10 protein-coding genes are annotated in these 19534 nt (G+C 48.5%); 4 read left to right on the forward strand and 6 right to left on the reverse strand.

Translation table 11 applies throughout. The features are described from left to right. Positions 1–7: 7 nt before the first annotated feature. From BEB54_RS01675 to metG, 6 genes are all read right to left on the reverse strand, one after another. Positions 8–1096, reverse strand: coding sequence for an ATP-binding protein (locus BEB54_RS01675; protein ID WP_105276886.1), 1089 nt, complete (start codon positions 1094–1096; stop codon positions 8–10). Between the two features lie 1185 nt (positions 1097–2281). After that, positions 2282–2602, reverse strand: coding sequence for a protein YehK (gene yehK, locus BEB54_RS01680; protein ID WP_105276887.1), 321 nt, complete (start codon positions 2600–2602; stop codon positions 2282–2284). Between the two features lie 59 nt (positions 2603–2661). Beyond that, a complete protein-coding gene (locus BEB54_RS01685; protein ID WP_105276888.1) occupies positions 2662–6312 on the reverse strand; it encodes a DUF4132 domain-containing protein in 3651 nt (1216 codons plus the stop codon). 9 nt (positions 6313–6321) lie between these two features. Continuing rightward, positions 6322–10110, reverse strand: coding sequence for a DUF4132 domain-containing protein (locus BEB54_RS01690; RefSeq protein ID WP_105276889.1), 3789 nt, complete (start codon positions 10108–10110; stop codon positions 6322–6324). 12 nt (positions 10111–10122) lie between these two features. Beyond that, positions 10123–13932: a DUF4132 domain-containing protein gene (locus tag BEB54_RS01695; RefSeq protein WP_105276890.1), complete on the reverse strand. Its 3810-nt coding sequence runs from the start codon at positions 13930–13932 to the stop codon at positions 10123–10125. Between the two features lie 140 nt (positions 13933–14072). Next, the gene (gene metG, locus BEB54_RS01700; RefSeq protein WP_001360779.1) at positions 14073–16106 is read right to left on the reverse strand and encodes a methionine--tRNA ligase; all 2034 of its coding nucleotides are present in this window, start codon (positions 16104–16106) and stop codon (positions 14073–14075) included. Positions 16107–16273: 167 nt separating this feature from the next. Between metG and apbC the strand changes: the two genes are divergently transcribed. The 4 genes from apbC (at position 16274) to BEB54_RS01725 (ending at position 19520) form a co-directional block, all read left to right on the forward strand. Then, positions 16274–17383 carry an iron-sulfur cluster carrier protein ApbC gene (apbC, locus tag BEB54_RS01705; RefSeq protein WP_001005448.1) on the forward strand — a complete coding sequence of 370 codons (1110 nt, stop codon included), beginning with the start codon at positions 16274–16276 and terminating at the stop codon, positions 17381–17383. A 262-nt stretch (positions 17384–17645) separates the two neighbouring features. Then, positions 17646–17927 carry a YehE family protein gene (locus BEB54_RS01710; protein ID WP_001046488.1) on the forward strand — a complete coding sequence of 94 codons (282 nt, stop codon included), beginning with the start codon at positions 17646–17648 and terminating at the stop codon, positions 17925–17927. A gap of 295 nt (positions 17928–18222) precedes the next feature. Further along, positions 18223–18765 carry a fimbrial protein gene (locus BEB54_RS01720; protein WP_000830468.1) on the forward strand — a complete coding sequence of 181 codons (543 nt, stop codon included), beginning with the start codon at positions 18223–18225 and terminating at the stop codon, positions 18763–18765. Positions 18766–18845: 80 nt separating this feature from the next. Then, positions 18846–19520 (forward strand): fimbria/pilus periplasmic chaperone, encoded by a 675-nt coding sequence (locus BEB54_RS01725; protein ID WP_105282114.1) that lies wholly within the window; start codon positions 18846–18848, stop codon positions 19518–19520. Positions 19521–19534: the final 14 nt, after the last annotated feature.

Consider the following 19534-nt stretch of genomic DNA (forward strand, 5'->3'; position numbering starts at 1 on the left):
TCTTTCCTCACGGCAGGCGGTGGCGAGCTTGATAATAAGCCTGCCAGTGAGCTTCTTTATGTGTAGCGACACGTTGTTCAAAGTAACGGCGCAGACGTGCGCGATCTTCTTCGTTATCTTTGACGATGGTTCCGGCAATACAGTCCACCAGGTCGGCTGGCTCCCCCGCGCGATTCGCTAAAAACCAGGCGCGGACGCCCACGGCGTGGGCCACGTTAACGGCTTCAGCGGTGGACATAATCGCTGTAAAGGTATCCATTGAGGTTTTCTTTTCGCCGTTGGCACGCAGATCGCGGAAGGTGCGGACCAGTAACTCCAGTACCGCGTCAGGCACTTTATGCGGAATGCCACTATGGGCCAATAAACGCGCCGAAGCACTGGCGACCAGTTCCAGTTCCTGGGCGAAATCCATAATCGGAAAGACAGTTTCAAAATCGAATCGACGTTTTAGTGCCGCGCTCATTTCATTAACGCCGCGATCGCGGGTATTGGCAGTGGCAATAATATTAAAGCCTTCTCGCGCATAGAGCTGACTGGCTTCACCAGTGAGTTCCGGCACCGTCATAACCCTGTCAGAAAGCATACCTAACAGACAGTCTTGTACTTCCAGTGGTGTACGCGTTATCTCTTCAAAACGGACAATTTTGCCGTCGCGCATTCCCTGGTAGAGCGGGGCAGGGACCAGCGCTTCCGTTGACGGACCATGATTAATAAGCAGGGCGTAGTTCCAGCCGTACTTGATTTGATCTTCGGTGGTAGATGCGCCGCCCTGGATAGTTAACCCAGCATCGCCGCTAATAGCGGTTGCCAGTAATTCAGACAGGAGCGATTTTGCGGTGCCTGGTTCCCCCACCAACATCAAACCGCGCCCGGTAGCAAGAGTGACTAACATGCGTTCGACAGCGGAGGGACTAATCACGACTTTACGGCTGATATTTTGCGCGCTATCGCCAAGAATAAAAGAACGGGCCGCAGGCAAACTTAACTGCCAACCGGGCGGGCAAGGTGCGTGATCATTTTGTTTTAATTTTGCCAGTTCATCGGCGTATAACACAGCGGCAGGTGGACGCTGCAGATGATTATTCTGCGGTGACATATATTCATCCCTGAAATGTATTAATGAAATAAAAGATATTTTACGCGCAATAAATGTTTGGCGCATTAGTTGTTTGAGCGGAAAATATCTGGAAAGCAGATCACAGTAAATAAAAAAACCTGCTGGTGAGGCAGGTTCTTTTATTTACTACTTTCAGGCCTAACACCACGGCCTGTGCAACATCGTGTTCCAACGAACGAATTATAACCACCGCTGGACCCCGTTGCAATTAAGATAATGAGATTTATAATCCTGACAGTTGGGAGGTTGCGCCGGATCGAACCAATTTCAAGTCCTGGCTACCGGACGGGTGGTGCTGCAGGTGGTGCCCTGATCCGGAGTGCAACATCGTGGTCCAACATACGTAAACCAGTATCGACAGGCAGTGTAAGGGTAAGGTGCTGGTGTTGCGCTCCTTAATAAGGAGAGCGGATGGACACGCTGACACAAAAGTTAACCGTGCTCATTGCCGTACTGGAGTTATTAGTGGCTCTGTTACGGTTGATTGATTTGTTGAAGTAACGGGCAAATTGAAACGCATCTAAGGGGGAAAATACCGCTTCCCCCTTTAATAAAATGATTACTGTTTTTAATAATTCATCATATAACTCATTTTTATTTATAAATTCATCGATTTTATATTCAACGCACCATTTGACCGGGATGTAAATATTTATGGTGGGCTATTGGCAAAAAATATCTGGAAAGTAGATCGCAGAAAATAAAAGAACCTGCTGGTGAGGCAGGTTCTTTTATTTACTACAGTGACGCTAACTTGCTGATTGTGCAACATTTCGTACCAACGAATAAATTATAACCATATCCACACTCCATTGCAATTCAGTGAATGAGATTTATAATCCTGCCCGTTGGGAGGTTGTGCCGGATCGGACCAATTTTAAGTCCTGGCTGCCGGACGGGTGGTGCCGCAGGCGGTGCCCTGATCCGGAGAGCAACGTTTCGTACCAACATACGTAAACCAGTATCGACAGGCAGTGTAAGGGTAAGGTGCTGGTGTTGCGCTCCTTAATAAGGAGAGCGGATGGACACGCTGACACAAAAGTTAACCGTGCTCATTGCTGTACTGGAGCTATTAGTGGCTCTGTTACGGTTGATTGATTTGTTGAAGTAACGGGCAAATTGAAACGCATCTAAGGGGGAATACCGTTTCCCCCTTTAATAAAGCTATTTTTCTATTTGTTGGATGAATATATTTTGTAGTTCACGATTAAAAATTGCTATTACAGTTTTAGGTGATTCACCTCGTAATTTACGCTCATCAATAAATTCATCTCTTATATAAATCAACGCATCATTTATTAGCGGGTCGACATCTTCTCGATCACGTTGATGAAATGTTGGATGTAGCCGGAATCGCTCCAACCGGTAGACGGAACCAGTAAATAATTCAGAGCGTTTATGGACCTCAAGTCTGAAGGAAAACGGATCTTCAGGTACAGGGTCCTCATAATCGTAAATAGCGACCAGCTCTTTTTGCACGATCATCGCTTTCCCGTTGGTAAGTCGTGTTGAAAACGGGCAGTCGCATCACTGCCCGTTGTGTTTTAATGGAAAATGACGTCGGGTGCGCTTAACGCCTCACTCAAATCAAACACATCAAGTGCGGCAAAAGTGACAGATTTATTGTCACGGTACACTCGAAGAGAACGGAAGCTCATTAGCGCTTTGCTATCAGCACTGTAGTGGTTAAAACCGGGTGAAAACTTAAGGACCAGCCGATACTCGCCCAGGTCATAGACACATGCGTCCTCAAAACCTGACTCCCAGCCTTTGTATCGCATTCCCATAAGTTGCCCAACGGTTGCGGATTTACCTTCCCAGCGAGTCAGGCTGTTACTGGCTGACTCGTCAGGTGTGAGCAGCACTGTGCGCCGCATCAACTGGCGAAAAGGCGGCATAATTTCGTAATCGGCAAAAACCTGTGCAAATTCACTGCGCATTTCTGCTGTCATTTCTAACGGGTGGGCAATGCCAATCAGATCATCCGCAGGCAGGTCAATTGGCTCATCTTGTGCGTTGCAGAATTCCCCCTCTGCGGCCACACGAAAGGCGTTGAGTAAACGACGCGGTTCATTTGCCGGATAAACCGCCCATATTAATCGCTGAGTAACCAGGCGGGTAAAGGGATGATTAACAAACAGAGAATGAAAATCTGCCAGCGACCAGCGTCGGGTGGTGCGCAGGGCAGTTTCAAGACGTGGGAGCAGGTTTTTGCTCACCTGAGTGGCATCTTTTTTTAGCCCTTTTAGTCGGGCCAGTGCCTCGGGTGCTTTCAGTTGATCGTCATCGGCGCGCAACCGGGGAACGCTTTTCTGGCGAACGTTTTGCTGATCAAAGATAACCGGGTTGAGGTTTTCATCGAAGCGAACGGTAAACTGCCGGGGTCCAAAATCAAATATCAACGCCTGCGGATCATCCAGGCCCAGTGTTGGGACTAATCTGTCCGCTAACTCTTCCTGGCTTAGTCCACGATTTTCTGCGACCACCTGAAGAAATTCCGCCGCGTTATCACGTAAGGGACGGGATTTCGCCCGTTGCGATATATGATGCAGCTGTATCAGCGCCATATCATTATTCATCAGGGTAAGTATGTTCAGGCCACTGACGGCACGGGCAGATTTGCCTTCCTGTGGCCAGGCGAGGATCTGTGTTGTCAGATCCCGAGCCGTGCTTTCGTCACCAAAGAGACTTAACGCCAAAAAAGCCCAGTTGTCTTTTGCGGGGGCGCCAGCCTGTTGCCAGGCGGTGAAGAGATCCCTGGCAAAAGCGGCCAGCGTTTGTGGCTGGCAGAACGTTTTCAGTTGTTCCAGCCCACAATAAAAACGTCCGCCCTGGGTAAAGCGCAGCATTTCGCCGATAATTTCCAGAGCATCATCAGTAACAGGTTGATTATTCGTGATAATTCTCGGTCTGGACCACATTGTCGGATGCCAGAAATCAGGGGCTTTGGGAATGCGTGCCGGGTAAATGTCCATTGGACCCTGTTTAAGTAATTGCTCCAGGGAAGGCCATACATCTGTACGCTGCCAACGATTGGCTACAGTTTGTAGCAATTCGCCATGTCCTTGTTCGTAAAGTAAACGCAGGGCAAGTAATGCAGCTTCGCTATTATCGCTGGATTTGGTGTAGACAAGAGGGATAAGTGCCGTAGCCGTATGCTCCGGCCATTGTAAAATCCACTGGCGAGCCAGATTACGCTGGCCCGCAAAACGATGCCAGACGCGGGCAACGGGCAGAGCCAGTTCTGTTGCGCCAAAATGAATCAGCAGCGGAAATATCTCTTTGGGATGTCGGGCAAAGGCGGTGATTAATCCGGGCAAAGCATCGGTACCCAGGACACTTAACAGATATTCTACCCCGGTGTAATGAAAATCAGCCGCGACAATTTGTTGCCAGCACGATACCGCCATTTCGCGCGGCATCTGCGCGATAAGGTACAGATTCCAAATCCCCCAACGCTTTTCATTACCATAGTAAAATCCGTGCTGAAAAGTTCGCCACCCTCCCATCAACGCAATGCTATCTTGTGCCAGTAATGATTTGGTGGCTTCTTCCCGGTACTGTTTAGATTTGGCCTGATGCGCGTGATAAGTATGCAAAAGTCCTATTGATGTGTATTCTTGCAGTTGCTGAGTATCAAAGGCATCCAGCTGTCCATTAAGAAGACGCTTATTAAATTCCAGGCTATGAACGTCAAAACCTAATTCCCGCAAGAAGGTATCCGCCCCTCTGTTAGCAAGACGTTCGTCAAAAGACATGGCGCTAAAATGGTCAATTGCAGTTTGCTGTTCCGGCGTCCAGTGTTTATTCGGCGACTTGTACGCTTGCGGTACAAGCGTAAGTTCAGGTAGCGAAAAGTGAGTTATGGAAGTCTTTTTCCTGCCACGCCATGGTGGTGAAACGAGGATTTCAGGCAGACTGCTGTTATTGGTGCTATCAATAACCGGTTTTGGCGAAGCCGATAAATAACTATTCACCACTGCCCGGGCTTGAGTACTTAACGACGGGATCACCTCTTCTGCCAGTTGTGGCTGCGATGCCATCAGCGTTTGTAACAGCGTATGCCAGTATTCATCACGTGCTTTTTGCTGTGCAGGCAGCTTTTTGTCTTCGATGATAGGATAACCAGGGCGCGCAGGGGGGGCTTTTAACGCCAGCAGTTCTGCCAGTGCGGCGAGCGTCGCATGGGGGAAGTTTTTACTGTATTTAGCCACACGTTGCAGGCTGGGTTTGTTTTTATCAGCCACCAGTAGCAAGGTGCGGATGACTTGCGGATGGTTAATTTGTACCAGCAGACTGCCGCAATCTTCTTTATGTGCATACATCGCGAGGCGCGGAACGGCTGCCAGTCCTTGTTCGCGCAAAAGGGCAGCGCAGGCCGCGTAGCCGAAGTGGTTTTCATGCGACATGTAGCTGGCTTCGCGATCGCTAAATATATCCTGACTCCAGTAGTGATCGAGTTTTCTGACCGCGCTGGGGTCATTAGCAACAACTTTTAACCACTCCTTAGAATGATAATGAGTCCGTGGGCATTCAAGGCCTATCAACTCATTGGCGATTTCTGGTTTCTCCGGGAGGATGAGTGCAATAAAAGGACGGCGAACTTTGGGTATTCCTGGCAGTGCGGCAATGAGTTTGTCGGCGCAACGCTGCCAGCAGCTTTCCTCTGCCAGAGAGAGATGCTTACGCAGTCGGAGATCGAATTCGTTATAGGTTTCTGAGCGATAACCATAGCCATAGCCATAGTCCTCCTTCTGATACTGCAATGTTACTACCAGAGGATCACTCTCATAACACCGTACAATAAACTGGCGTGCAATCACCACCTCAGTCGCATATTCCAGCCCCTCTTGTTGGACGATTTCGTCGAGTAACTGTTGGCTATCATTTTGCGCGATACAGGCTAGCGCCGCCATTGTCCGGGCCGGAATTGAGGGTTTGTGCTCGCCGATCAAGTTGATGGCTTGCGTAATGGCCGACTGCCACTCCAGTGAAAAATTTTCATAACGCCAGACAATGTTTTTTTTCTTCTCAGCAATGTGTAGCAATTTATCACCCAGTGTCTGGATGAGGCTTTCAGTGATAACAGGCACCGGTTCGCCCGGCCAATTGCGATGGCTGAGTGGTGTTTTGCCTTTTTTATATTTCAGTTCCAGTTGGGCGTTATCCGCCAGCCACGGTAATTCCTTGTCCATGCTCATTCCTTATTCAAACAGGGCTTCGATGTCGTTAATTAACTCGCTAGCGGTGATGTCATCGAGTGCGGAGAACTGCGCTTCCTGTGTTGAATCAATCCCCCAGCCATAGCTTTCTGCTTTGCCTTCCCATAGCCACAGCTTGCTTAAGAGTTGCTCGGCACTGAGTTCGGCTGGCGACATACCAACTGCAAATCCTTCATCGATTTCCATGATTAATGACCAGCGGCCCAGAGGTTTGATCATCCAGCCGATCCAGCCACCGTCCTGCGGTTCACCACGCATCCAGCCTTTATTCGCCAGCCCCATTACCCGACCGCTCGGGCATTTTCTGCCTGCCCAGCGGGTCAATTCGCTGGCATTGCGCTCGGTTTCTGTCAGGGCGTAACTGTTACGGTCGAGCTGGCGGAACGGCGGTAGCAGTTCGTAGTCGGCAAAAAGCTGACCAAAGGCGGCAGCATCCGTGGGTGATATTTCCAGAACGTGAGGAATGCCAACAGAGATATCGCCTTCCGGCAGGGTGAAAAGATCATCGTCAGCGGTGCTGTAGCTGTTATCTTCCGCCACACGGAAGCACGCCAGTAACTGGTTGTCTGCGCTATAAATGCCCCAAATCAGACGGCGGGTTAAGTGGCAGACCAGCGGATGCTCAACCAGAAAGAGCTGAAAGTTTTCTGGCGACCAGCGGCGGCGCAGGCACATGGCGGATTCCAGCCTTGCCACCTGCTGGGCGGCAACGGTACGCGCATCTTTTTTCAGCAGTTTGTAGCGGTTAACTGCATCGTTCGCTTGAGTTTCATCATCGCTTTTGTTCGGTTTAGGCAAGTCTTTCAGGCGGCTGCCGGAAGCATCACGCACAAACGGTTTTAAGGTTTCATCAAAGCTGACGGTGAACTGCCGTGGCCCGAAATCCAGCAGCAGCGAACCGTTATCATCCAGACCGAGATCCGGTGCTAACCGGTCTTCAAGCTCCGCCACCGTGAGTTCGCGGCTCTCGGCAATGTCGGCAATTTTTTCTTTTGCCCGCTCCTGTAATGCTTTGAATTTCAGTTTCTGGGCGATGCCGTTAAGCTGCATCAGGGCGATATCACTACCGATAGCAGCGAGAATATCCAGCCCGACGGTGGCGCGTTTATGCTGGGATTCACCAGGCCAGGCGCGAATCAAAGGCGTCAGTTTGCGGGCGGTATCATCGTTGCCGAGAACACCTAACGCAGTGAACGCCCAGCTTTCTTTCGACGGTGCGCCAGCGGTCTGCCAGGCGGTAAACAGATCCCAGGCAAATTCAGCCAGTGAGTCGGCGGTACAGGCATCTTTCACCTGCAATAATCCCGCATACAGAGCCTCTTCCTGAGGGAAGCGGAGCATTTCACCGAGGTGGAGGAGGGCGTTATCTGGCAGTGATTGGGCGTTTGCTTTTAATACCGGGCGTGTCCAGAGCGATGGCTGATAAAAGGCCGGAAGTGTCGGGATTTTAGTCGGGTGATTATCTAAGGGATCGAGCGCAAGTAGAGCGTTCACCGCATCGGTTACTTCCGGCTGGTTATAACGCTGGGCGATTTCTTGCAGTAATGACGGATAACCACTTTCAATCAACATACGTAAGGCGGCGCGGGCGTTATCCTGGGCTTCACCAGCTTTGCCGAGTGCCGCAGGCAACAGGCCGATAATGGCATGTTCCGGATATTTCAGCAGCCAAGTGCGGGCGTCTTGTCGTAGAGTTTTGAGTTTGTTAAAGGCGCGGGCGACGGCAGGAGCCAGTTCCGTTGCGGCAAAATAATTAGCAACCGCAAAACCTTCTTGAGGGTAGCGTGAAAACGAGTGTAGAAAACCACTCATACCTGCCAGTCGCAAATAAAGCATGACAGGTTTTACCGCGGTATGCGGCTCTTTGCTGAGAAACTCCCATAGTTTAATCGCTTTTTGCATAGGTAAAAAGGGAAGTGAGTTGAGATGCCACTCCCCCTGATACGGTGCATGGTGGGCTTTAAACATTTGGATGAGTGTAGCGAAGTCCTCACGTTCCCATGCGTCAATTGCCGAGTCAGAAGCGCCGATATATTTATATGTGTCAAAATCCCAGCGGCGATACCCCAGCGAGTAAAGGAAATCTTTAGCACCTTCACCTGGCTTATGCGATTCCCAGTCCCAATGAGTTTGAAACTCTTTTGCTTCTGTGTCGGTTATTGTGCATATGGATTTGAGTTTGAGCGGTGCTAAATCCAACACCGGAATCGTCGATTTTTTCTTTTTCGAAAGCCAGGGAGGTAAGACTAATACGGCTGGCAGTAGAGCGGCGCAGGCATGGTTTGACGGTTGTATCAGTTGTTGCTGGCATGATTTCAGCACTTCAACTGCGGCTGTCGAGAGCCAGGGAGTGACCTGTTCTGCCAGTGCCGGTTGCGAGATAAGCATCGTCATTAGCATAATGCGCCAACTATTCTCTTCTTTTTGCGCAAGAAGTTCCGCCAGTGCTGCCAGTGCTGCGTGTGGGAACGCAGCGCAGGCTTTCGTCATTCGATCGTGACAGCGTTTAGTAAGCCCGGCTACACGTATAAGCAGTGTTAATGCGAACGGATGATTGATATGACGCAACACATCGGCGCAGTAGTCACTTGCGGCATAGGGAGCAAATCGGGGCAGGGCTGCAACACCTTGCTCCTGTAATACGGTGGCTGACAATATCGCACCACAATAGTAATCATCAAAAATGGCATATGGCTCGTGATATTTTTCTAATGAGGCAAGAATGTGCTCATCAGTCGCCACTATTTTTAGCCACTCAAGCGAGGGTAATTTTTTTTTCCCCAGTAGACGCTGGGCAATTTCATGTGCAATTTCTGGTTTTTCGGGTAATAACAAAGCAATTAATGGTTGCCGCCATTCTGGAATATGTGGAATTGCGGCAATAAGTTTTTGTGCACATTTTTGCCAGAGAGACTCTTCCGCCAGTGATAAATGTTTCCGTAGGCGTAATTCAAAACTGGAATATTGCTGCAGGTTATCAGGTGCAATACCAGACGGCAGAATAATAATGGTATTATTCGCATAATCCCATTCAATATCAATCTGTTGAAGATGTATTACTACATCAGTAGCATATTCCAGGCCACCTTCCTGAACGAGCTGATCCATAACATCCTCACGCTCTTTATATCTCGTGCACTTCAGTTCAAGTGCCGTGAGTACAGCCATTACTGGTGATGGTAACTGTGTTGTTTTCAGGCAGTCGATCTGACTGAGCGCCTGGGAGATGGCGTTTTGCCATTCTAAAGAACAGGCGCTGAAATCAAATGTGGCTGTTTTATTATCCCGTTGCGACACGCTACAGGCTAAGCGACGTAACTGGGTCAAGTTGTCTGCTTGCTGAACAGGAACTCCGGGAAAGCGGCGATGGCTTAACGTGGTGTGTACAACTTCGGGCGGAAAAACGACAGCAATATCTTTCGCCAGCCACGGTAAAACATCATCTGTATTTTTGTCAGCCACACGGGCTTCTGCTACGCAAAAGGGTTGTTCCTGAATAATGGTGGATAAGGCCGCTACCTTGAGAGAATCCGTTACCGTTTGGGAAGGTTGCAAAGAATTATCCTTCGCTTGCCCCACATACCCCTTCTTCACCTTCTCCGCAATCAGCCTCAGTTCCGCTTTTTCCGCCGCCGCAGCATCAGCAAAGCTTTTTACCTGGCTTTGCCCGTTGGTACTGACTTTGCCCCAACTAATATGCAGCTCGTTTCCCTGTTGCTCCACTGCCCAGAATTTATGTGATTTTTCGTCCTGATAAATATAGGTTTTCATTGCTAATTCCTTTTAATTAAACAGTGATTCAATGTCGTTAATCAGCTCGCTGGCGGTGATGTCGTCGAGTACGGAGAAAGTGGGTGAGGATTGCTTACCATAGCGATCATAAGGGGCGGTGATTTTTACGCTTTCGACAGGCAGCAGGTCGCTATACCCCGTTTCGCCATAAATTAATGAAAAAGGTTCTGTTTCAAGTTCGAGAGCGCCATAAGGGGTAGATTTGCGCATCGCATAGACGCTGCCGCTTTCTTCCAGACGTTGCCAGCCTCGGCGCTCTAGCCCGACAATACGTCCGGCCTGACAGAGCTGTCCTTGCCAGCGTGTCAGGTCGTGGGTATTCCGTTCATTATCAGCAAGACGATAACTACCACGATCGAGCTGTTGGAAGGGGGGAAGCAGTTCGTAATCAGCGTAAATTTGCCTGAATGCAGCGGCAGATTCAGGGGGGATTTCCAGCACATGCGGTATACCGATGTTTCCTGCTGGCAGCGTGAATAACTCATCCTGCATATCGCTGTAAGTGCTGTCTTCTGCGACCCGGAAGCAGGCAATCAGCGTGTTTTCCTCAGTATATACTCCCCATAACAGCCGTCGGGTTAAGTGACGTACCAGCGGATGCTCCACCAGAAACAGGCGGAACTGTTCTGCCGTCCAGCGTCTGCGCTGGCACATAGCCTGCTCCAGACGATCAATCTGCTGACTGGCAATGGCGCGCACATCTTTCTTCAATTGTTTGAAGAGGTTAACGGCGTCAGTTGCCAGTGTTTTATCATCGCTCTGATTTGGTTTGGGTAAATCTTTCAGGACTTTGCCGTTTGCATCGCGCACTACAGGTTTTAAGGTTTCGTCAAAACCAACGGTGAATTGACGTGGGCCGAAATCCAGTATCAGCGAGCCACTGCTATCAAGCCCTAAATCTGAAGCCAGGCGGTCTTCCAGTTCAGCCATTGTCAGTCCGCGATTTTCGGCGACCATATTGATTTTGTCGCGGGCGTGTTCCTGCAATGCTTTGAATTTAATCTTTTGTGCAATGCCATTAAGCAGCATCAGCGCAATATCGCTACCGATACTGGCTAACACATCCAGCCCAGAAACCGCACGTTTATGCTGGGATTCACCCGGCCAGACCCGGATAAGCGGGGTTAGTTTACGCGCGGTGTCGTCATTGCCTAAAATCCCCAGCGAGGTAAATGCCCAGTTTTCTTTTGCGGGCGCGCCAGATTCCATCCATGCCGTGTAGAGATCCCAGCCAAAGTCAGCCAGTGATTCCCGGGTGAAGATTTCTCTAATGATATCCAGTCCAGCGTAGGCGGTAATGTCGCGAGGGAAGCTCAACATAGTGCCCAGGTGGCGCATAGCGTCATCGGACAGAGGCAGATTGTTACTTTTAAGCCGTGGTCTGCGCCATAAGGTGAACTGATAAAAGCCGGGCAGTGGGGCGATTTTTGCGGGATATTCTTCCAGCGGATCGCTATCGAACAATGTTGCCAGCGCAGCTAAAACATCTGGTTGATTATATCCTTGGGCAATTTCCTCAATCGTTTCTCGCTGGTTTAAATTCACCAGCAGGCGAAGCGCCTGGCGGGCACAATCACGATCTTTTCCTTGTTTGCCCAGTGCCACAGGAAGTAGCCCGGCGGTGGCATGGCGTGGGTAATCAGTTAGCCAGTTTCGCGTATCTTCATAAGACATTTTTTTCTGTAATTGTTGCGCCATCGGTAAGGCCAGGTCACTGACACCGAGGAAAAAGGGAAAGAAGCACAGACGTCGTGGATCACGTTGCAGGCAGGTCATAAATGAAGGTATGGCGGCGCTACCAAAAATTGCCAGAATATTTCCCTCATCAGAGTAGTTATCTTCTTTGACTATCTGGTTAAGAAAAGAAATGGCCTGTTGACCAGGCAGGTAACAGAGGGCAATGAGATTCCAGCTTTTGTATGCATTGTTATGGTATTGCACAAATTCAGCATTGAGTGCTGGAAAATCGAAGCGTAGCAGGGCATCAACGGCGCTTTGTGGCGCCGGAATTTTTTCGTAGATTTTTTCTCCGCTTTCCCGCCATTTTTCAAAACCAAGATGCCACAGTATTTGTTGCTCCGGTGTAAGCGGTATTAAGTGTTTCTCCCAGCTTGCTTTTTTTATCGGCGGCAGGTCGGTAAACAATGTTTGTTTTGTCGCCTGCTGTTGGGCTATTTGCTGGAAGCGGGTGACAAGGTAAGTACGGGTTAGTCTTTTGGCAATCTCGGGAGTGACATCAGAAACAGAAGGAACTGGAAGCACTGGAAGATCAAACACAGGCGTATTTTTCTTTTTCTCTTTGGTCATCCAGGGCGGCGAAACAAACAGCTCCGGCAACATATCCACAGTGGCATATTCACATTCTTCAGCTACTGGCTGCGGACGACATTCAGATAAGATGCCTGCCGCTTTAGCATTAACCCAGGGAATGACGTCACATACCAACTCTGGCCTGATGGTAATCAGTTTGATAAGTGCGTTACGCCACTGTGCATCTTCGTGTATTGCAAGCAAAGTAGCATAAGCGGCAATAGCTGCAGCGGGATGTTTTTGACAGGCTTTGCTTAAGTATTCCAGGTGCTTTTTCTTGCCAATCACAGCGAGGATCAGAATTTGAATCGCATCCGGGTGATTCGTTTTCCATAGCCATTTGACAAGATTTTCAGTCTCGCTGTTGCGCTCGAAAAGATAAGTGGGATTGTCAGAATGCTCTTCCGTAAACTCAAGAAGGATCTGGCTTACACCCCGAATTCCATTATTCGCCAGCAACATTGCCAGATAAGCGCGAAAATTACGAAAATCACGATACAACGGTGGGAAGTCGTATTTTTCCACTGTACTCAGAGCAGTATCATCGGTTATCACCAGTCTTAACCAGGTCATCGCCGGAACGTTTTGGTCTGCATAGCGTAGAGCCATAGCATTGGCAATATCCGGGCGTTCAGGGAGCAGTAACGCGGCAAAAGGTTGCCGTGCTGGAGATAGCGAGGGAATAGCCGCGAGTACTTTATCTACACAGCGTTGCCACTCATCTTCTGAAGTGAGTGAAAGATGATGACATAGACGTTGATGCCAACTAGGTAGCGATTCTGCTTCGTGATTAGGTGGAATGATGGTGGTTACTGCGCCTTTTACTGGTTTATATTTGAGTTGAATAGCGAGAAGGGCAATTTCAACGGCACTTTCCAGACCACAGCGAATGACTAAGTCATCGACCAATTCATCTGCAGAGTAAGAGTTCCAAAAACTCCAAAGCAATGCTGCATCAGATTGCGCACTTCCTGTCTGTTGACTACCCAGAATTCGCATTTGTAACTCAGCAAACGCCTGCTGCCAGTTTTCTGGATAAGAACGGTAATTGTTGTCGGGATCATATGCCCTGGTGTTATCTGCAATACGCTTCCATATCTCACCGTCTTTGCGCAGATAATTGATCTCTCTGGGGCGAGAGCGATGTGGAAAAGCAAATCGGTTAATATCGTCGGTTAGCGGAATGGCTGCATCATCAGCCAGCCATGGGCGTTTGTTTTTACTCTCAGGTGAAGTTTCAACTTCAGGAGTGACTTTGGTGACGGGGGGGATATGCACGTTTGCCGAAGCGTCTTCCACATAGCCTTTTTTCGTTTTCTCAGCGATAAGCTTCAGTTCCGCTTTTTCCGCCGCCGCAGCATCCGCAAAGCTTTTTATCTGGCTTTGCCCTTGGGTGCCAACTTTTCCCCAACTGATATGCAACTCGTTACCTTGCTGCCCCACCGCCCAGAATTTATGCGATTTTTCGTCCTGATAGATATAACTCTTCATCCGCGTTCCCTGTATTTATATCCAGTTATAAGCGGATGCTAGCAGTTAATGAAAAAAATTAAGAGCGTTGAACAAACAAGAAAACAACTTTAGGAATTCATAAAGAAAAGGCGCTGTCGATGCAGCGCCTTGAAGGGGGATTATTTCACCTGATGGCCCGGTTTAGCACCGGCATCCGGGCTTAGCAGGAAAATATCTTTCCCGCCAGGACCGGCAGCCATCACCATGCCTTCAGAGATACCGAAGCGCATTTTACGTGGTGCCAGGTTAGCCACCATAATGGTGTGACGACCAATAAGTGCCTGCGGATCCGGGTAAGCAGAACGAATGCCGGAGAAGACATTGCGTTTTTCACCGCCGAGATCCAGTGTCAGGCGCAGCAGTTTGTCAGAACCTTCAACAAACTCTGCGTTTTCAATCAGCGCCACGCGCAGGTCAACTTTAGCGAAGTCGTCAAAGGTGATGGTTTCCTGAATCGGATCATCTGCCAGCGGGCCAGTCACGGGGGCGGCAGTGGCTTTCACTTCTTCTTTAGACGCTTCCACCAGTGCTTCAACCTGCTTCATATCGATGCGGTTATACAGCGCCTTGAACGGATTCACTTTGTGGCCCAGCAGCGGTTGCTGGATGCCATCCCAGGTCAGTTCCGTATTGAGGAATGCTTCTGCACGCTCGGTCAGTTTTGGCAGTACCGGCTTCAGGTAAGTCATCAGTACGCGGAACAGGTTAATGCCCATAGAGCAAATCGCCTGCAGGTCAGCATCGCGACCTTCCTGCTTCGCCACCACCCACGGAGCCTGTTCATCGACATAGCGGTTAGCCAGGTCAGCCAGTGCCATGATTTCGCGCACTGCTTTACCAAATTCACGGCTTTCCCATGCTTCACCAATCACTTCAGCGGCATCCGTGAAGGTTTTGTACAACTGCGGGTCAGCCAGTTCGCTTGCCAGCACGCCGTCAAAACGTTTGTTGATAAAGCCTGCGTTACGGGACGCCAGATTAACCACTTTGTTGACGATATCGGCATTCACACGCTGAACGAAATCTTCCAGGTTGAGATCGATATCATCAATGCGCGAAGAGAGTTTCGCAGTGTAGTAGTAACGCAGGCTGTCAGCGTCAAAATGATTCAGCCAGGTGCTGGCTTTAATAAAGGTGCCGCGAGACTTGGACATCTTCGCGCCGTTCACCGTTACATAGCCGTGAACAAACAGGTTGGTCGGCTTGCGGAAGTTGCTACCTTCCAACATGGCAGGCCAGAACAGGCTGTGGAAGTAAACAATATCTTTACCGATGAAGTGGTACAGCTCGGCGGTGGAGTCTTTCTTCCAGTATTCATCGAAGCTTACGCTGTCGCCGCGCTTGTCACACAGATTCTTGAAAGAACCCATGTAGCCAATCGGTGCGTCCAGCCAGACGTAGAAATATTTGCCCGGCGCGTTCGGAATTTCAAAACCGAAGTACGGTGCATCGCGGGAGATATCCCATTGTTGCAGGCCAGATTCAAACCACTCCTGCATTTTGTTTGCCACCTGCTCCTGCAACGCACCGCTGCGGGTCCATGCCTGCAGCATTTCGCTGAAAGAGGGCAGATCAAAGAAGAAGTGTTCAGAATCACGCATTACCGGGGTAGCGCCAGAAACCACCGATTTCGGCTCGATCAGTTCAGTCGGGCTATATGTTGCGCCGCAGACTTCACAGTTATCGCCGTATTGATCCGGTGATTTACATTTCGGGCAGGTGCCTTTCACAAAACGGTCCGGCAGGAACATGCCTTTTTCCGGATCGTACAGTTGAGAGATGGTGCGGTTTTTAATAAAACCGTTTTCCTTCAGGCGAGTATAGATAAGCTCAGACAACTGACGGTTCTCTTCACTGTGCGTCGAGTGATAGTTGTCATAGCTGATGTTAAAGCCTGCGAAATCAGTCTGATGCTCCTGACTCATTTCGCCAATCATCTGCTCCGGAGTGATACCAAGCTGCTGAGCTTTCAGCATGATTGGTGTACCGTGGGCATCGTCGGCGCAGATGAAGTTGACCTCGTGGCCGCGCATTCGCTGGTAACGGACCCAGACATCAGCCTGGATGTGCTCCAGCATATGGCCGAGGTGGATTGAGCCGTTAGCGTACGGCAGTGCGCACGTCACCAGAATTTTCTTCGCGACTTGAGTCATAGTAGGCATTACTTCTTTGTAGTGAAAAGGGCTTAGATAGTACCAAATGGGGCATGGTTACGTAAGTCCTGTGCAAGCATCTTATGATGCATTATTAGGTAAGTACTTAGCTGTTAACTTCAGGTAAACTAATAGCGATAAGTTATCTTTATAAATAAGGAGTCGGGATGAACGAACAATCCCAGGCCAAATCACCAGAAGCCCTGCGCGCAATGGTCGCCGGGACACTGGCCAATTTTCAGCACCCAACCCTCAAGCATAACCTCACCACGCTGAAAGCGTTGCACCATGTCGCCTGGATGGACGACACGCTGCATGTGGAACTGGTTATGCCGTTCGTATGGCATAGCGCGTTCGAAGAGTTAAAAGAGCAATGTAGCGCCGAACTGCTGCGCATTACCGGGGCGAAAGCTATCGACTGGAAACTGTCGCACAATATCGCCACCTTAAAACGCGTGAAGAATCAGCCGGGAATTAACGGCGTGAAGAACATCATTGCGGTCAGCTCCGGTAAAGGCGGCGTGGGTAAATCCTCCACGGCGGTAAATCTGGCGCTGGCACTGGCGGCGGAAGGGGCGAAAGTCGGCATTCTGGACGCCGATATCTACGGCCCATCAATACCCACCATGCTGGGCGCAGAAAATCAGCGTCCAACTTCGCCGGACGGTACCCATATGGCACCGATTATGTCTCATGGACTGGCAACCAATTCAATTGGTTATCTGGTCACTGACGACAATGCGATGGTGTGGCGTGGTCCGATGGCGAGCAAGGCGTTAATGCAGATGTTGCAGGAAACCTTGTGGCCGGATCTCGACTATCTGGTGCTTGATATGCCGCCAGGCACCGGTGACATTCAATTGACACTGGCACAAAACATTCCAGTAACTGGCGCGGTAGTGGTCACCACCCCGCAGGACATTGCGTTGATCGATGCGAAAAAAGGCATTGTGATGTTCGAGAAAGTCGAGGTTCCGGTGCTCGGTATTGTCGAGAACATGAGTGTGCATATTTGCAGTAACTGTGGTCACCATGAACCGATTTTCGGTACCGGTGGTGCAGAGAAACTGGCCGAGAAATACCACACGCAGTTGCTGGGGCAGATGCCGTTACACATTTCCTTACGTGAAGATCTCGATAAAGGCACGCCAACAGTTATCAGCCGTCCGGAGAGCGAATTTACTGCTATCTACCGCCAGCTGGCTGACCGCGTTGCAGCCCAGCTTTATTGGCAGGGAGAAGTCATTCCTGGCGAGATTTCCTTCCGCGCGGTCTGACGCGCATTAACCTTTTTGGTTGTTTTTTATACACCGCAGAGATGTTACATTGATGCGGTGTATTTGTTTTTGCCGCATTAATGAACACTTATTTAATGCTGCGAATATTCTGCGGACCTTCGTCCGAAACTCTATAAAGTCGATTGATCGTACAGGCAATGCATCATTATCATCCTTCGTGGCTGTGTAGTGGATGTACAGCTATAGTTTGTTATGCACTCATTCTATCCAGGCATAACCTTTACTACAGGGATAACGTTCAATGAATAAGTACTGGCTGTCAGGAATTATTTTTCTTGCCTATGGAATGGCTTCTCCCGCGTTCTCTTCACAGACTGCCACATTAACGATTAATGGCAGGATCAGTCCCCCAACATGCAGTATGGCTATGGTTAATGGTCAACCTCAACAGCATTGTGGTCAGTTAACGTATGATGTTGATACCCGTCATCAGGTTTCTTCGCCAGTCAAAGGTGTGACGACAGAAGTGGTTGTTGCAGGTAGCGATAGCAAACGTCGAATCGTGTTAAATCGCTACGATTAATTTGCCACCCTGGTTTTTTAAGCGGATTTAGAAAGCTGAAATCATTCGTGTGAATGATTTCAGCTTTTTTATTGATATTAATAATACCATTTAAAAAAATCTGCATTAATTAATAGATGTGATAAATATTTAATATGCTTAAGTATTTGTTGTATTTATATTGCAATAGTTAATTTGTTTTAAATCAATAAAACAATATGTTTACATTGCGGCAACTTTTTTGATGTGAGAAATTTGTTTCCAAGAGATACAGACTCTTAACAACCAAAAAATAAATTTTATTAAGGAACATATTATGAAACGTTCAATTATTGCTGCCGCTGTCTTTTCTTCTTTTTTTATGAGCGCTGGGGTATTTGCCGCAGACGTTGATACCGGAACATTAACCATTAAAGGGAATATTGCAGAATCTCCGTGTAAATTCGAAGCGGGTGGCGATTCAGTAAGTATTAATATGCCAACTGTACCAACCACTGTCTTTGAAGGTAAAGCTAAATACTCGACCTATGATGATGCAGTCGGTGTAACCAGCAGCATGTTAAAAATTAGCTGTCCGAAAGAAGTTGCTGGTGTAAAACTCTCGTTGATTACCAACGATAAAATAACCGGAAACGATAAGGCGATAGCCAGTAGCAACGATACCGTGGGGTACTATCTCTATTTAGGTGATAACAGCGATGTCCTGGATGTTTCTGCACCTTTTAACATTGAAAGTTATAAAACAGCGGAAGGTCAATATGCTATTCCGTTTAAAGCAAAATACCTGAAGCTGACAGATAATTCAGTGCAATCAGGTGATGTGTTATCTTCTCTGGTTATGCGTGTGGCGCAGGATTAATAAATAAAATTTCAAATTTCTCCAGGTAATAAACATGGCCGCTATCCCCATGGCGGCCTTTTACTTTAAGAGGCATTAAGATGAAAGGATTATTAGCTTTACTCATTTCTTCTATGGTCCTTCCTGCACATGCCGGTATTGTCATCTACGGGACGCGTATTATTTACCCGGCAGAAAACAAAGAAGTGACGGTGCAGTTGATGAATCAGGGAAACCGTTCTTCGCTGCTGCAGGCGTGGATTGATGATGGCGATACGTCGTTACCACCAGAAAAAATTCAGGTTCCTTTCATGTTAACGCCACCAGTGGCAAAAATAGGGGCAAATTCCGGGCAGCAAGTAAAAATCAAAATTATGTCGAATAAACTGCCCACTAATAAAGAGAGCATTTTTTATCTGAATGTTCTGGATATTCCACCAAATAGTCCAGAGCAAGAGGGCAAGAATGCACTGAAATTTGCAATGCAAAACAGAATCAAATTGTTTTACCGGCCTGCGGGTATTGCACCGGTAAATAAAGCGACATTTAAAAAGTTACTGGTAAATCGCAGTGGCAATGGATTGGTGATAAAAAATGACTCAGCAAATTGGGTAACGATTTCGGATGTCAAAGCTAATAATGTCAAAGTCAATTATGAAACTATTATGATTGCCCCCTTAGAAAGTCAGAGTATTAATGTCAAAAGTAATAATGCGAATAACTGGTATCTGACCATTATCGATGACCATGGCAACTATATTAGTGACAAAATTTAATTGCAGGAGCTGCC

Origin of the sequence: Escherichia sp. MOD1-EC6021, from assembly GCF_002965245.1 — a bacterium.
GTDB classification, from domain to species: Bacteria; Pseudomonadota; Gammaproteobacteria; order Enterobacterales; family Enterobacteriaceae; genus Escherichia; species Escherichia coli_F.

Bases quoted from the DNA above. Each gene is read 5' to 3' on its own strand.
- BEB54_RS01675 (WP_105276886.1), bottom strand. From the start codon at position 1,096: ATGTCACCGCAGAATAATCATCTGCAGCGTCCACCTGCCGCTGTGTTA.
- yehK (WP_105276887.1), bottom strand. From the start codon at position 2,602: ATGATCGTGCAAAAAGAGCTGGTCGCTATTTACGATTATGAGGACCCT.
- BEB54_RS01685 (WP_105276888.1), bottom strand. From the start codon at position 6,312: ATGGACAAGGAATTACCGTGGCTGGCGGATAACGCCCAACTGGAACTG.
- BEB54_RS01690 (WP_105276889.1), bottom strand. From the start codon at position 10,110: ATGAAAACCTATATTTATCAGGACGAAAAATCACATAAATTCTGGGCA.
- BEB54_RS01695 (WP_105276890.1), bottom strand. From the start codon at position 13,932: ATGAAGAGTTATATCTATCAGGACGAAAAATCGCATAAATTCTGGGCG.
- metG (WP_001360779.1), bottom strand. From the start codon at position 16,106: ATGACTCAAGTCGCGAAGAAAATTCTGGTGACGTGCGCACTGCCGTAC.
- apbC (WP_001005448.1), top strand. From the start codon at position 16,274: ATGAACGAACAATCCCAGGCCAAATCACCAGAAGCCCTGCGCGCAATG.
- BEB54_RS01710 (WP_001046488.1), top strand. From the start codon at position 17,646: ATGAATAAGTACTGGCTGTCAGGAATTATTTTTCTTGCCTATGGAATG.
- BEB54_RS01720 (WP_000830468.1), top strand. From the start codon at position 18,223: ATGAAACGTTCAATTATTGCTGCCGCTGTCTTTTCTTCTTTTTTTATG.
- BEB54_RS01725 (WP_105282114.1), top strand. From the start codon at position 18,846: ATGAAAGGATTATTAGCTTTACTCATTTCTTCTATGGTCCTTCCTGCA.